The 14282-nt window shown below is 35.8% G+C and carries 13 protein-coding genes; 9 read left to right on the forward strand and 4 right to left on the reverse strand.

Going from position 1 to position 14282, the window contains the following annotated elements:
* The first annotated feature begins 278 nt into the window (after window positions 1-278).
* From murI to DES36_RS04335, 5 genes are all read left to right on the forward strand, one after another.
* A complete protein-coding gene (gene murI / locus DES36_RS04315; protein ID WP_113919998.1) occupies window positions 279-1079 on the forward strand; it encodes a glutamate racemase in 801 nt (266 codons plus the stop codon).
* Window positions 1080-1554: 475 nt separating this feature from the next.
* The gene (gene trpS, locus DES36_RS04320) at window positions 1555-2556 is read left to right on the forward strand and encodes a tryptophan--tRNA ligase (protein WP_113919999.1); all 1002 of its coding nucleotides are present in this window, start codon (window positions 1555-1557) and stop codon (window positions 2554-2556) included.
* Between the two features lie 480 nt (window positions 2557-3036).
* Window positions 3037-4404, forward strand: coding sequence for a beta/alpha barrel domain-containing protein (locus tag DES36_RS04325; RefSeq protein WP_113920000.1), 1368 nt, complete (start codon window positions 3037-3039; stop codon window positions 4402-4404).
* A gap of 15 nt (window positions 4405-4419) precedes the next feature.
* Window positions 4420-6348, forward strand: coding sequence for an aconitate hydratase (locus tag DES36_RS04330; protein WP_113920001.1), 1929 nt, complete (start codon window positions 4420-4422; stop codon window positions 6346-6348).
* A 322-nt stretch (window positions 6349-6670) separates the two neighbouring features.
* Entirely contained in the window at window positions 6671-6958 is a 288-nt protein-coding gene (locus DES36_RS04335) for a DUF503 domain-containing protein (protein WP_113920002.1), read from the forward strand.
* Window positions 6959-7338: 380 nt separating this feature from the next.
* Here the strand turns inward: DES36_RS04335 and DES36_RS04340 are convergent, their stop codons facing one another.
* Window positions 7339-7716: a class II SORL domain-containing protein gene (locus tag DES36_RS04340; protein WP_113920003.1), complete on the reverse strand. Its 378-nt coding sequence runs from the start codon at window positions 7714-7716 to the stop codon at window positions 7339-7341.
* 276 nt (window positions 7717-7992) lie between these two features.
* Between DES36_RS04340 and DES36_RS04345 the strand changes: the two genes are divergently transcribed.
* Window positions 7993-8496, forward strand: coding sequence for an SEC-C metal-binding domain-containing protein (locus DES36_RS04345; protein WP_113920004.1), 504 nt, complete (start codon window positions 7993-7995; stop codon window positions 8494-8496).
* Between the two features lie 370 nt (window positions 8497-8866).
* On the opposite strand, the gene DES36_RS04350 is transcribed toward DES36_RS04345, so the two are convergent.
* Both DES36_RS04350 and DES36_RS14735 read right to left on the reverse strand, forming a co-directional pair.
* Window positions 8867-10180 carry a patatin-like phospholipase family protein gene (locus DES36_RS04350; RefSeq protein WP_113920005.1) on the reverse strand — a complete coding sequence of 438 codons (1314 nt, stop codon included), beginning with the start codon at window positions 10178-10180 and terminating at the stop codon, window positions 8867-8869.
* A gap of 108 nt (window positions 10181-10288) precedes the next feature.
* Window positions 10289-10432: a hypothetical protein gene (locus DES36_RS14735; RefSeq protein ID WP_170128168.1), complete on the reverse strand. Its 144-nt coding sequence runs from the start codon at window positions 10430-10432 to the stop codon at window positions 10289-10291.
* 108 nt (window positions 10433-10540) lie between these two features.
* Between DES36_RS14735 and DES36_RS04355 the strand changes: the two genes are divergently transcribed.
* Window positions 10541-11020: a QueT transporter family protein gene (locus DES36_RS04355; protein ID WP_113920006.1), complete on the forward strand. Its 480-nt coding sequence runs from the start codon at window positions 10541-10543 to the stop codon at window positions 11018-11020.
* A gap of 154 nt (window positions 11021-11174) precedes the next feature.
* Complete coding sequence (locus DES36_RS04360) at window positions 11175-11540, forward strand: metal-dependent transcriptional regulator (RefSeq protein WP_113920007.1); 366 nt, start codon at window positions 11175-11177, stop codon at window positions 11538-11540.
* A gap of 238 nt (window positions 11541-11778) precedes the next feature.
* Here the strand turns inward: DES36_RS04360 and murC are convergent, their stop codons facing one another.
* Window positions 11779-13194 (reverse strand): UDP-N-acetylmuramate--L-alanine ligase, encoded by a 1416-nt coding sequence (gene murC / locus DES36_RS04365; RefSeq protein ID WP_113920008.1) that lies wholly within the window; start codon window positions 13192-13194, stop codon window positions 11779-11781.
* Window positions 13195-13419: 225 nt separating this feature from the next.
* Here murC and purR point away from each other — a divergent pair, with 225 nt between their 5' ends.
* Entirely contained in the window at window positions 13420-14247 is an 828-nt protein-coding gene (gene purR / locus DES36_RS04370) for a pur operon repressor (protein WP_113920009.1), read from the forward strand.
* The last annotated feature ends 35 nt before the right edge of the window (window positions 14248-14282 follow it).

Genomic DNA, 14282 nt, shown 5'->3' on the forward strand with positions numbered 1-14282 from the left:
CTAGTCATCCAGGGGAGTCAAGTGACGAAGGATCTTATCAGTAGGACTAATACATAAGGTACCATAGTTATATAAAATCTTCAGTGAACAATGAAAACTGAACATTGAACAGCGAACAGTGCGAGTATACGACTCTTGCTATGCATTTGCTTACCACCTGACCACCTCGCATAAGTTGACTATCTGCCACCCTATGCCTTTTGTCAGAGAATAACTAGTGACTAGTAAATGTTTATGATATAATAAAAAAGATTCTAAAACAGAAAGAGTTGATCTATTTGGGTAATAAGGATTTACCTATTGGGGTCATGGATTCTGGAGTAGGCGGATTGACTGTTGCTAAGGAGTTGATTCGCTTATTGCCTTGCGAGAATGTCATCTATTTTGGTGACTCTAAGAGAATGCCCTACGGAAATAAAACAGAAGAAGAAATTGTATATTTAGCAAATAAGATTATTGAATTTTTAGAAAATATAGGCGTAAAAGGTATCCTTCTTGCCTGTAACACGGTCTCATCTCAGATACACAAATTGAGGAGCAATGTGCCCTTATTTGGCATAATTGAAGCGGGTTGTGAAGCGGCTTTAGATGCTACTGTAAATAGTGAGATTGGCTTAATTGCTACAGTTGCTACAGTAAAAAGCAGCGTATATGAAAGAACACTAGAAAAAATGGACTCAAGTAAAACAATTTTATCCAATGATAGTCGAAAGCTTCCCAAAATTATAAACGATCATTTGGAGCGAAGAGATTTACTAGATATTCACATTAAAGAGTGCATAGACCCTATTCTAGAGAAGGGGAATATAAAAGAACTTATATTAGGTTGTAGTCATTTTCCCATTATTCAAAAAGAAATCCAAGAACTTTACCCTAATCTAGTACTCATTAATCCTGCAAGCAAACAAGTAAAAAAAATCCAGACTTATTTAGAGGAAAAGAACTTTTTACGCCAATGTCAAGATCACACTGTCCAAATATACACCACAAATGGCATAGAAGAGTTTAAGGCAACCCTGAATCGATTGGAGATTGGTGAATATTCACTAGATAAGGTAAAGTTGTTAGAGGGAGATTGAGTACTCGGTTGGACGGTTGGGCGGGAAAAACTTAAAAGTGGGAAGCTGAAGAAAAAACCGCCTTGGGCGAGATAGTGAAAACATAAGATCCTTCGTCGCAAGCTCCTCTAGGATGACTTACGCAGTAGCTAGGGTCAAAAATGTGCCTTTGGCACATAAAGAAGACCCACAGAGCTAGTCTCAGCTAACTGCCTCAGTCATTCTTGAGCGAAGCGAAGAATCTAAAGACCCGCAAAGCGCGACTTAAAAGGAATGCATAAGTTTTAATAGCTGAAAGCAGAAAGCTGAAAAAACAACTGATAAATTATGATATGTAGAAGCTTTAAACAATTGTTTAACTACCGTTTAACCATCTTTTAAACAACCGCTTAACTATTGTTAACTAGTCGTCTTAGATGCTTTAACATAGAACTTAAAACATAGAACTTAAAACTTAAAACATAGAACTTACAACTAATATACAAAGGAGAAAAGAATGGAAGAACAAAAGAAGATTTTATTTAGTGGAATACAGCCTTCTGGTGTATTCACTATTGGTAATTATTTTGGCGCTTTAAAGAATTGGGTTGAATTACAGGATGAATACAATTGCTATTACTGTGTAGTAGACTTGCATGCAATTACCGTTCCACAAGTGCCAAAGGACTTACGACAAAATAGCAAAAACGCATTGGCAATGTTATTAGCTTGTGGGCTAGATCCTAAAAAGGCTACAATTTATTATCAGTCTCATGTGTCAGGTCATGCTGAATTGGCTTGGATTTTAAATTGCTTCTCTTATATGGGAGAGTTAAGCCGCATGACTCAATTTAAGGACAAGTCTAGAAAGCAAGGTGAAAATATACGCGTTGGCTTATACGATTACCCAGTGCTTATGGCTGCAGATATTCTCTTATATCAAGCTGATTTAGTACCTGTTGGACAAGACCAAAAGCAGCATCTAGAACTTACAAGGGATATTGCTCAGCGCTTTAATAATACTTTCTCACCTACATTCACAATTCCAGAACCTTATATTCCAAAAGCAGGGGCTAGGGTAATGAGTTTGCAAGAGCCAGAGAAGAAGATGTCAAAATCAGATGAAAATATTAATGCTTTTGTCTCTATGACAGATCATAAAGATACGATTATTAAAAAGTTTAAAAGAGCTGTAACAGATTCAGAGGCAGAAGTTCGATACGATGAAGAGAACAAGCGAGGAATTTCTAATTTAATGGAAATCTATAGTGTAGCCACAAATAAATCCTATGAAGAAATCGAAAGAGAATTTCAAGGAAAGGGTTATGGAGACTTTAAACTTGCAGTAGGTGAATCCGTAGCAAATCTCTTAGAGCCCATTCAAAGGGAATATACAAAATTATTAAATGAAAAAGGATATATGGAAGAAATTCTAAAAGAGAGCACAGAAGTCGCTAGAAGAGTTTCCAATAAGACTCTAAGTAAAGTAAAGAAAAAAGTAGGCTTTGTCAGCTTCTAGAAGCACCTGTAGCGCTTCATTTCTAAGTTGTACGTTGTAAGTTTTAAGCAAAACCTTTTAGACCATAGTGCTCTGCAGATAAACCTCAAAGGAAAAGACACATTGGAAACAAATAAATGAAAGTTTTTTAAAAAAACTTTCACCCGATTGAATATACTGAATAATAATGATATAATATTCGAATCAACAGATTGGCTCACAGAAATTAGGATGTTTTTCGTGTTTGCACGAGAAAATGGGATGGTTTCTATGAGCAGATGCCAACGACCAAAACTGAGAAGTGACTGAAGCAATCTGCGCATATTTGTGATATAAAATACTATTATACCAGAATAGGGAATTGGGATTTAGAAGGAATGAAATTTGCTCTGAAATCCTAATTATGCATGTGAACAAGGAATATAATTCATAATGTTATGAATATATATCCAGGTGTAATTGAAATCCTAATAATTAAACTTGCAAACGGGAGGCAGATATATGAGCAAAGAGTATAAGTATAAACCTATAGATGTAACAGAAGCGAATTTATATAATGAATATTTTCCGTATGAAGAAATACCTAAGGTAGCCATTAATAATAAAATTGTACCTTTAAATCTGCCAGAAGAGATCTGGATTACAGATACTACCTTTCGGGATGGTCAGCAATCTATGTCCTCTTTTACAGTAAGGCAGATTCTAAAGCTTTATGATTACCTGCATGAAATTGACAACAATATGGGCGTTATTCGACAATCAGAGTTCTTTTTATATTCTAGCCGAGACCGAGAAGCTGTTAGAAAGTGCCAAGAAAGAGGATATGAGTTTCCACAGATTACATCCTGGATTAGGGCAGACGAAAAAGATTTTGAGTTGGTAAAAAAGATGGAAATCAAAGAGACTGGTATGTTAATGTCTTGCTCGGATTACCACATCTTTAAAAAGCTAGGACTAAATCGAAGAGAAGCTATGGAAAAGTATATAACTGTGGCCAACAAAGCTTTAGACGCAGGTATTACGCCAAGATGTCATTTAGAGGATATTACTCGGGCAGATTTCTATGGCTTCGTCGTTCCTTTAGTAAAAAACATAAACGAGCTAGGAAAGAAAGCAAATATCCAGGCAAAATTTAGAGCATGTGATACCCTTGGACTAGGTCTTCCATACGGAGGAGTAGAGTTACCTAGAAGTGTCCCCGCCATCATTAGCGGTTTACGTGAAGAATGCGGAATTCCCTCTAAAGCTCTGGAATGGCATGGTCATAATGATTATCACAATGTAGTAACCAATTCTACAAGCGCCTGGTTATATGGTGCAGCCTCTGTAAATACAACATTACTAGGGGTTGGGGAGAGAACAGGAAATAGCCCTCTTGAGGCTATGCTTGTTGAATACGCCCAATTAAAAGGACAAAAGGGAATTCGATTAGAATTGATACGAGAAGTTTGTGAGTATTTTTCGAGAGAGTTTGATTATACTATAGATGCCAAAAGACCATTTGTAGGTTCTGAATTTAATATGACCAAAGCTGGCGTTCACGCCGATGGTATACTTAAGTATGAGCCGATTTACAATTCCTTTGACACGAAAAAAATCCTTAATAGCCCAGTAGTCATAAAAGTTAATCAAAGTTCAGGTCTTGCTGGTATTACTGCTTGGATTAACTCTTATTACAATTTAAAAGGTCATAATAAGATTAACAAAAGGGATTTAAGGGTTCAATCCATTAAGAATTGGATAGACAACGAATATGAAAGTGGAAGAAATACAGATATTACGAGCAATGAATTAGTAAATTTGACTAACAGATACTTTTCAGTAGAGTTGGCAAATTTAGAGATGGATCAATTAGATGAAGTAAATTAAGAAAGGTGGAGCAAAATGGGATTAACGCTAACGGAAAAAATCATCAAAGAACATTTAGTCGTAGGAGAAATGATTCGAGGTACAGAAATTGGCATTCGAATTGACAATACACTAACACAAGATTCTACTGGAACAATGGCTTATCTTCAATTTGAAGCAATGGATGTACCTAAAGTAAAGACAAAGAAGTCTATCGCGTATATTGATCACAATATGCTACAAACTGGTCCAGAAAATATGGATGACCATATATACATTCAAACTGTAGCTAAAAAACACGGTATTATCTTTTCTAAACCAGGAAATGGAATATGTCATCAAGTCAATATCGAACGATTTGGCAAGCCAGGTGAAACTTTACTGGGTTCTGATAGCCACACACCAACTGGTGGAGGTATAGGTATGTTGGCCATTGGTGCAGGGGGTCTTGATGTAGCAGTTGCCATGGCTGGTGGTGAATACTATATTACAATGCCTGAGATCGTAAAAGTAGAGCTAAAAGGGAAATTACAACCAGGAGTAACATCAAAAGACATTATATTAGAAGTGTTAAAGCGATTTACTGTAAAAGGTGGAATCAATAGAGTTTTCGAATACGTTGGAGAAGGTGTAAAGTCTTTATCTGTACCAGATCGAGCTACTATTACCAACATGGGTGCTGAACTAGGTGCGACTACATCTATTTTCCCATCTGACGAAGAAACAAAACTTTTCCTTAAAGCACAAAAGAGAGAAGACGATTTTATCCCTCTAAATGCAGATGTAGATGCTATCTATGACGAAGAGACCGTAATAGACTTAGGCCAATTAGTACCTATGGCAGCAGCGCCACACAGTCCTGACAATATAAAACCTATAGATGAACTAGAGGGAATGAAAATCAATCAAGTAGCTATAGGTTCTTGTACGAACTCCTCATTATATGACTTAATGAAGGTAGCGAGCATTCTTGAAGGCAATACGGTAGCAGAGGAAGTATCCCTAGTAATTTCTCCGGGTTCAAAACAAGTACTAAATATGCTTGCAGAAAACGGCTCTTTAGCGAAGATGATCGATGCTGGTGCAAGAATACTAGAATGTGGCTGTGGTCCATGTATAGGTATGGGACAATCTCCAAATACAAAAGGCATTTCTTTAAGAACATTTAACCGAAACTTTAAGGGACGCTCTGGAACTACAGATGCAGATGTTTACTTAGTAAGCCCTGAAGTAGCTGCTATATCAGCTATCCATGGAGTAATTACAAATCCTGTAGGTAAAGTAGGTGAGGCTGTAGCAGGCGTAGAAGTAGCTAAAGAATTTAAAGTCCATGACAATATGTTTGTTGTGCCAGCTGAGGAAGGGGAAGAAGTAGAAGTTATAAAAGGACCAAATATTAAGCCATTCCCTAAAACAGAAAAATTAAAAGATAGCATTCACAAAAATGTGTTGATCGTTGTAGAAGACAATATTACAACAGACCACATTATGCCATCGAATGCAAAACTATTGCCATATAGATCGAATATTCCTTACTTATCAGATTACTGTTTAACGCCATGTGATCCTGAGTTCCCAGCAAGGGCTAAAGAGCAAGATGGTGGAATCATTGTAGCAGGTCACAATTATGGACAAGGATCAAGTAGAGAACATGCAGCTCTTGCCCCATTGTATTTAGGAATTAAGGCAGTAATCGCAAAATCCTTTGCTCGAATCCACAAGAATAACTTAATAAATAATGGAATACTTCCATTAATCTTTAAAGATGAAAAAGACTATGATAGCTTAAATCTAAGGGATCGCTTATCACTAGACAATGTATTAGCTGGAGTAGAAGCTAAAGAGCTCATTGTAAAAAATGAAACAACTGGAAAAGAAATAAAAGTAGTTCTAGACATTACAGATCGCCAAAAAGAAATGATTCTTGCAGGTGGATTGATTAATATGATGAAGGAAAATGTCTAAAGGCAGGTGGTAAGGTAGTCAGGTGGTAAGGTGGTAAGAAAAAGCTTGGTGGCATTATGACTTCTCTACCTATATGGAAAAAAGCGCTGAAAGGCGCTTTTTTCGTATAATAAAAATCTGACCTTGATTCTGACTTCTACGCCGTCATTTTGGCTCCCACTCTGTCATTCTGAGCCTTAGCGAAGAATCTTAGCTTAACAATTCTAACAAGTGTTTAACGATGGTTTAACCACAGTTAAACTATTGCTCAACAATTGTTCAATTACTGTTCCCCAAAAGGGGTACAATAGAATAAAGTACAAACAACAGGGTGGTGTGAAAAGTGGTTGCTTTAATTTGTCAAGTAGAGATGCGCATACAGGATGCTACCACATTAAAAGAAAAGCGAAGTGTGGTAAAGAGCATTATTGAACGAACGAAGAAAAAGCATTTTATCTCTATTATAGAAAGCGATTTTCAAGATTTTTGGCAAAAGTCCCAGCTTAGCTTTGCCTTTTGTTCCTTAAACTTAAAGGACGCAGATAAGAAATTAAATAATATCCTTGATTACATTGAGTCTAATCCTTATATTGAGGTTTATGATATTCAGAGGGAGGAAGTGCATTTGTAAAAACGGCGCACGCCGTTTTTACAGCTGAATGCTGAACTCGCTAGTTGGAATGTTGGAAATGTAGCTAATTAGCTAAGAAAAGAGATGTAGACTCCATTAGGAATCAAGCAACGAAGGATCTCACTAAGGTATCTATTGTATATTAAGCACAGTAGTTATATAAAAACTTTTAATGAACAATGAAAAATGAATGTTGAATAATGAATAGTACAAATATGCGATTATTTGTCTAGTCTTTAATATTGTTCATTATTCATTGTTCCATATTCACTGTTCATTGCGACGTCAGTCGCATATTTGCCGTCCAACCAAAATAGAGAAAAAACCAATGAATCAAATTCATTGGTTTTTTCTCTATTTATAACTATTGGGGAAGGGGATCAATCACATTTAATATCGGAAGAGGATTGCCATAATCCGTGAATATTGCAATAGCTTAGTGCATAAAGTGTACCTGGTGTTTGTACTTTTGTCTTTACTACTCCATAATAATCGCTGTAGACTTCAGATTCGCCGTGAGCGCTGAAATTTACATTTCCAATTTCTATAGGGAATTTGCTTCCTTCTGGTTTAAAGAAAACTTTAATCCATACAATGTGATGTTCTAATGTATTAGGATGAGAGATTTCATTGCCGATGCTTACTACGACGTCAAAGGTCTCATCTTTTTTAACACTTTGAGGTGCTGTAATTACTGGTACGTGTTTTTCGTTTTTCCAATCTCCACTTTGTATCGTTTCTGCTAATAAATGATGCATATTAAAATCACTCCATTCTAATCTTTGTTCAATTTAGATATACCCATTATCTAAGAATTTAAACAATTGACAGCAATATTATTATATTTCAATTAATGTGTAGTAATTCATTGTAAAAAAATGAATTATCGTATATAATTCATTGAGAAAAAAGGAAAGCCGTCAACGGTCAGCAATCCGTTTAGACTACTTAAATTAGCTAAAACAACCAAAAAAGAATGCTCGAGTACAATACTTAGGGATTGGTGGCTGGGAGTTTAAAAATGGAGGGTACAAATGAGTTTATATGAACAATGGAAAAAAATAATTGAAGAAGCATCAACAGATGAAGAAAAACAGCGGGATTTTTGGGTCGATTATTGCGAACAAGAAAAAAATATTTACCAAGATATACTTGCAAATAAGGATGCTGTTGTAGAAGGAACAGTAAAGGAATTAACTCAAAAATATAATATGGAAATCCCATACTTCATAGGTTTTTTAGATGGAATCAATGAAAGCATAAAGAATTCTTTAGACATATCTTCATTAGAAGAAGAGAGCACCATTACATTAGAAATCAATTTTAGAGAGCTTTATAAAAACATGTTAGCAGTTCCAGCAGAATGGCTTTACAATCTTGAAGAATGGTCTAATATCTTTACAGAAAAAGAAAGAAAAGAAATCTCAAAAGAGTACAATAAATCAAAAACTTTTGTCAACACAAACAAAGTAGGCAGAAATGACCCATGTCCATGTGGAAGTGGGAAGAAGTACAAGAAGTGTTGTGGAGCGAATTAAGGTGGTAAGATAGTAAGGTGGTAAGGTGGTAAGCAAAACTCGCCTTCGGGCAAGGTAAAGGCCAACGAAGCTAGCCCAAGCTCCTGCTTTTGTCATCCTGGAGCGCTAGCGAAGGATCTTTGACTTCAGAGACTGACCCAAACTAACTGCCCCAGTCATTCAGAGCGTAGCGAAGAATCCCTGTATTATAACTATGCGATAGTAAGCTATGGTAAAGCTAGATATTAGGTTAGGAACGTCATTATTCGCCTCCGGGTGAGCGTAGTTTTCAGCGTTCAGCATTCTGCTTTCAACCTTTTGAAGCATCTGGCACCTTTATACTTATAAGTTAAAATCTGAAGCAAAACAGCCTGGCGAAGTGCCAGGCTGTTTATTTATCCGTCAAATAGAGCAATGTCACAATCGACAACACCGTCTCTGGAGAGAAAAGACTGACTAGTTTAGTCATAAGGTTTACAGAGCTCGTCTGAAGACTAATAAAATACATATAGTAGCTCATAAATGTAAGATTAGTTAATGGAATAGTAGATAATTCACTAGGTGTTTTAAAGATACTGGTGATATTGTCTGTGCTCCTAATGAGTTGAATATTATCTTGTATTAAATTATTTACAGCAATTAAGATCTCACGAATAAGTTCACTAGGTTTATATACTTTTAAACGCTCTATATTGAGTTGATTAGCAGTAATCTCCAGCAAACTCAATGGGATGCTCTTGTTTTTATACTTTGTACGGTTAAGGAGGTTTAGTATAGGAGGTATTAAATCAAATTTAGATTCAATAGAATCTACGCCAAGGAGTAAGGGGAGCTTCTTATTTACTTCACCCTTTAGAGGATTTCCCAACTTCTCAGAAAACCTAGCGTAATACGAATCTTCTTTCTCAAGATCAATATAATAACAAAACCCACTTAATCTACCAAATTTTCTTAAAGTATCTAAATACCCTAATTGAATATTTCTCCTCATTAAATTAGGAGTAAAGTCTAATACGCCGCCGAGTTGATCAGAAGGGTCAATGTTTATGATATTTAAGTCTTTTATTTTTGTTTTTGTTTTAATACCAAAACCCATAAGAGACACTGTAATCAAGTTCTCATAACCACATGAAGTAAGAAGTTTTACAGGAAGATTATCATAGAAGCCTCCATCTAAAAAAACAGTGCCATCGATTTCATGTTTCTTAAATGCAGGTAAAGCTGCACTAGCCAGTAAATAGTCGTTTAATTTTCCCTGAGGTATTTGGTCAATCATCAGCTCAATAGGTTTTAAATCTGTAAGAGATATGGTTACTAGCCCTAGTTTAATGGGGGATTTTCGAATCCTATCTTCACATATATACTTATTCATATTCTCTTTCAGAGGGCCAATATCTAAGCCGCCGTCGGAGAGCAATGTTCTAAAAGTAGATAAAAGAGTACGAAAATCCAGTCTGACCCATTCAGAATTATATTTTTCTAAAGACTCTTTATCGATAGAGAACACATCTTCAATTTTTACATTAGTCCAAAAATCTATAGCCCATTCTAAGTCGTTTTGAGCAATAATAGCACCATTAATAGCACCTATAGAAGTTCCAGAAACGGCAGTAATATTGATACCTAATTCTTTTAAAGCCTTCCACACACCAATTTCATAAGACCCCATAGTCCCCCCACCACCAAGGACCAAACCGTATTCCATAGTAATCAACTCCTGCTTTAGATTTTGTTGTTCATATTATATCATATGAGGTGGTCAGGTGGTCAGCTTTAAGGTGGTCAGGAAAGGCACAACTCGCCAAAGGCGAGATTATTGTTTTACTTCGTCTATAGACGATAAATGTAGGTGTGAATGACTCTGTTCTACTTCAATAAAGCTACCTTCAGTGGCATAAATGCCTTTGCTGACCACCCGACCACCTGACCACCTGACCACCTTTCCAATCTTCTTCACGTCGCTTTCCGCGTTTACACTTGAAAATCTCCTTCGAAAAGTATACAATAACTACCTACGACAGTTCGAAACCATCCTGTCGCAAAATAAAACTATGGAGGAAAAGAAATGAATGAGAAAGTGCGTTTTATCGCCAAAGCAGGTATTATCGCCGCCATCTATGCGGCAGTAACAGTACTCGTGGCCCCTTTAAGTTATGGGAGTTTGCAGATGAGGATTTCGGAGGCTCTTACAGTATTGCCTTATTTTACAAAGGCATCTATTCCAGGGCTCTTTATTGGGTGTTTGTTAGCCAACTTTTTTGGTAGCCCTTTAGGTATGCTTGATGTAGTCTTGGGGAGTTTAAGTACCCTTGTAGCAGCTCTTTGGGCATCTAAAATAAAGACAAAAGCATTTGTACCTCTTCCATCAATTATCGTCAATGCGCTAGTGGTTCCATATGTATTGTGGCAAGCACTAGGTGTTCCATACCTTCCTTCTGTTCTTTATGTAGGGTTAGGGCAAGCTATTGTTACATATGTTCTAGGGTATCCATTATTGTTGTACATTGATAAAAATAGTAGTTTAAAAGAGAGAATCCTAGATTAAATCCTGAACCGCTGGAAAATTTCTGGGAAATAGGATATGATATATTAAGCAGTAAGTGGATGTTTTAGTGATTTAGAAATTCTTACAAAATTACTTTTAAAGAAATAAGATCATCTATAAGGCTGCGTTATAGTAATCGTATGGAGGAAACAGCATGTATGAATCTGGAGAAAATTATTTAGAAACTATTTTTGTTCTTCATAAGAGAAATGGTTCCGTAAGATCCATTGACATTGCAAGAGAACTTGATTTTAGCAAGCCTAGTGTAAGTCGCGCAGTAGGTATACTAAAGGATTCAGGCTATATAATAGTCGATGAACACGGCTTAATCAATTTAACAGATGAAGGTCGAGAAAAAGCAGAATCCATATTTGAAAGGCATCAATTACTCACAGCCTTTTTAATGAAGACCGCAAAAGTATCTGAAGAAGTGGCAGAAGAAGATGCATGTAAAATAGAACACGTAATCAGCGACGACACGATCCAAGGAATAAAAGACTACCTTAAAGGCAGTCACTAGCTGCTAGACACTAGACCCTAGCTTTTTGTGCCCAGAGGGCTCGTAAAGCAAAATTTCGAGGAAATTTTGAAAAGCTACTGACTATAGTCTAGTGACTAAAAAGTACGGAGGTTAACCTCCGCACTTTTTTAGTTTTTACTCAAATGCTACCTTCGGTAGCAAAATGACCCAAGAGTAATACCCTAAAAGCTAGTGACTAACGACTAGCACCTAAGGACTAAAAGAAAAATACGAAGGCTTAGCCTTCGTATTTTTCTTTTAAGGCATCTACTAAATCAAAAGCCACCTGATTGATTGTTTGAGATCCAGCTACTAGTACAAAATCATCTTTTACCGTATTATCTACAAGGTATTTAACAATGTCTTTAAATTCACTAATATGTTTTGCAGGTATTCCTAATCGGTCTTCTACTGCTTTTACTAAGTCTTCCGCATGAATATTAAAAGAATTAGCTTCTCTATCAGAGTAAATATCATTGATAATAACAAAATCTGCGCCCTTAAAGGAGTTTACAAAATCATCAAAGAAATAGTAAGCTCTTGAGAAGGTATGCGCTTGGAAGACTACCCATAATTTATTATAGTCATAGTTCGTACAAGCACTAACCGTAACTTTTAATTCTGTAGGATGATGAGCATAATCTTCAAATACTTTAATATTATTTACTTCGCCTCTGAACTCAAAACGCCTATGAGCACCTTGGAAATCGGACAAAGTATCTTCTATAATTTCCTTTGATATATTTAAGTGATTGGCACAAATAATAGAGGCTAGAGAATTGAGTATATTGTGTTCGCCTGGTACATCTAATTTAAAATGCCCAAACAAACTACCATTATTGTACACATCAAAACTTGGTTTGCCTAAGTGATCATAGGTAATATTCATGGCTTGCCATTGATTGGTGTTTTTTAGTCCAAAAGTCACCACGGCACAGTCTAAGTCCTTTGTGACATCTAAAACATCTTTTGAATCCCCATATGCGATTAAGACCCCATCAGATGGAAGGATTTTTGCAAATTGATGAAAAGATTTCTTCATTTGATCTAGGTCTTTAAAGTAATCAATGTGGTCTAATTCAATATTGAGAATAATACCAATTTTGTGATGAGATTTTAAAAAGCTATCTACGTATTCACATGCTTCTGTTACAAAATATCCGCTTTGACCAACTCGATAATTTCCACCTATTAAGTCTAAACTACCACCAATGCTTACAGTAGGATCTAAATCTGCATTAAATAATAGAGAGGAAACAATAGATGAGGTAGTGGTCTTACCATGAGTACCTGCTACAGCTACGGTTTCGCCAAAATCTTTTGTCAATGCTCCTAAAAAGTCGGAACGCTCCATTAAAGGAATGTTTAGCTCTTTTGCCTTTAATATTTCAGGATTTTCTCCGTTGATCGCAGCGGAATAAACAACCAAATCACAATTGTCAGTAATATTTTTTTCATCATGACCTATGTAGACTTTTGCTCCTTTAGCGACTAACTTTTCTGTATAGTTTGAGCTTTTCATATCTGAACCAGAAACACCTATGCCTTTATTCATAGTTATTTGAGCTAGTCCGCTCATGCTAGTACCGCCAATACCTATAAAATGTACTAGATTAATTTTTTTATTTAACATTTTTTCTAAATAAAATTTCATTATAAAACCCCCAGTTACAAATAGTCCACTATTATTATTATTACCATTTTCTTCAGAATATTATACTTTAAATAAATTCCGTAGTCTGCTTGCACGAATATTATACCACATAGTAAATAGTACTCACTTATTTTATTTTTATTTTATAAAAACCTGTGAAATCTAGTTGAAATATGAATGAAATTGAGATATCATTTGTTTAATATTCGTGTTTAGGGGTGTAGAATGGAGAAATTTAAAAGAAACGAACGGATAGGAGCTATTATAAAAGTTTTAGCGGATCATCCAAATCAAGTGATTACTTATAATTATTTTAGTGAATTATTAACTGCTGCAAAGTCAAGCATTAGCGAAGATGTGGCTGTAGTTAAAAAGACAATAGAGGAGTTGAAGATGGGGAAAGTTGAAACCGTATCAGGTGCTGCTGGTGGGGTTAAATACATTCCAGTTTTAGATAACAGCGATAGAGAGCAGTTTATTGATGAAATGTGTACCATGCTCCAAGATCAAAATCGAATCATCTCTGGAGGGTATTTATATTATACAGATATTATTTATTCTTCAGAATACGTAGATAGAATTGGAAAGATTATTGCTGGAGATTATATTTATAAGGATATCGATTATGTAGTGACCATGGAGACTAAAGGGATTCCCATTGCCATGATGACTGCCAGGTATTTGAATCGCCCCTTGGTAATTGTTCGAAGAGGTAATAAGGTTACAGATGGAGCTACTGTCAGCATTAATTATATTTCTGGGACCAGCAGTACAGTCCGCACGATTTCTTTGCCAAAGAGATCTTTAAAAGATGGATCAAAGGTCATTATTGTAGATGATTTTATGAAGGGTGGAGGTACTGCCTTAGGAATAATAAATTTATTAAAAGAATTTAATACTATTGTAGAAGGCATTTCTGTATTAATAGCATCTGAAGCACCTCAAAACAAACTAATAAAAGACTACGAGCCTCTAATGATTCTCAAAAATCTAAACTCAAACAGTGAAGCGATTGAAATTGTGCCTTATAAAAAGGGGGATACTGTACTTTAATTACTAGTTAGACAGCATCACTTCAGAAACTACAG

It is taken from the genome of Alkalibaculum bacchi (assembly GCF_003317055.1).
Lineage (GTDB): Bacteria > Bacillota > Clostridia > Eubacteriales > Alkalibacteraceae > Alkalibaculum > Alkalibaculum bacchi.

What these genes read in the sequence shown, in the direction of transcription:
- murC (WP_113920008.1), bottom strand. Translation starts at nt 13,194, where the DNA reads ATGAAATTTTATTTAGAAAAAATGTTAAATAAAAAAATTAATCTAGTA.
- DES36_RS04355 (WP_113920006.1), top strand. Translation starts at nt 10,541, where the DNA reads ATGAATGAGAAAGTGCGTTTTATCGCCAAAGCAGGTATTATCGCCGCC.
- trpS (WP_113919999.1), top strand. Translation starts at nt 1,555, where the DNA reads ATGGAAGAACAAAAGAAGATTTTATTTAGTGGAATACAGCCTTCTGGT.
- purR (WP_113920009.1), top strand. Translation starts at nt 13,420, where the DNA reads ATGGAGAAATTTAAAAGAAACGAACGGATAGGAGCTATTATAAAAGTT.
- DES36_RS04360 (WP_113920007.1), top strand. Translation starts at nt 11,175, where the DNA reads ATGTATGAATCTGGAGAAAATTATTTAGAAACTATTTTTGTTCTTCAT.
- DES36_RS04330 (WP_113920001.1), top strand. Translation starts at nt 4,420, where the DNA reads ATGGGATTAACGCTAACGGAAAAAATCATCAAAGAACATTTAGTCGTA.
- DES36_RS04325 (WP_113920000.1), top strand. Translation starts at nt 3,037, where the DNA reads ATGAGCAAAGAGTATAAGTATAAACCTATAGATGTAACAGAAGCGAAT.
- DES36_RS04350 (WP_113920005.1), bottom strand. Translation starts at nt 10,180, where the DNA reads ATGGAATACGGTTTGGTCCTTGGTGGTGGGGGGACTATGGGGTCTTAT.
- DES36_RS04340 (WP_113920003.1), bottom strand. Translation starts at nt 7,716, where the DNA reads ATGCATCATTTATTAGCAGAAACGATACAAAGTGGAGATTGGAAAAAC.
- DES36_RS04345 (WP_113920004.1), top strand. Translation starts at nt 7,993, where the DNA reads ATGAGTTTATATGAACAATGGAAAAAAATAATTGAAGAAGCATCAACA.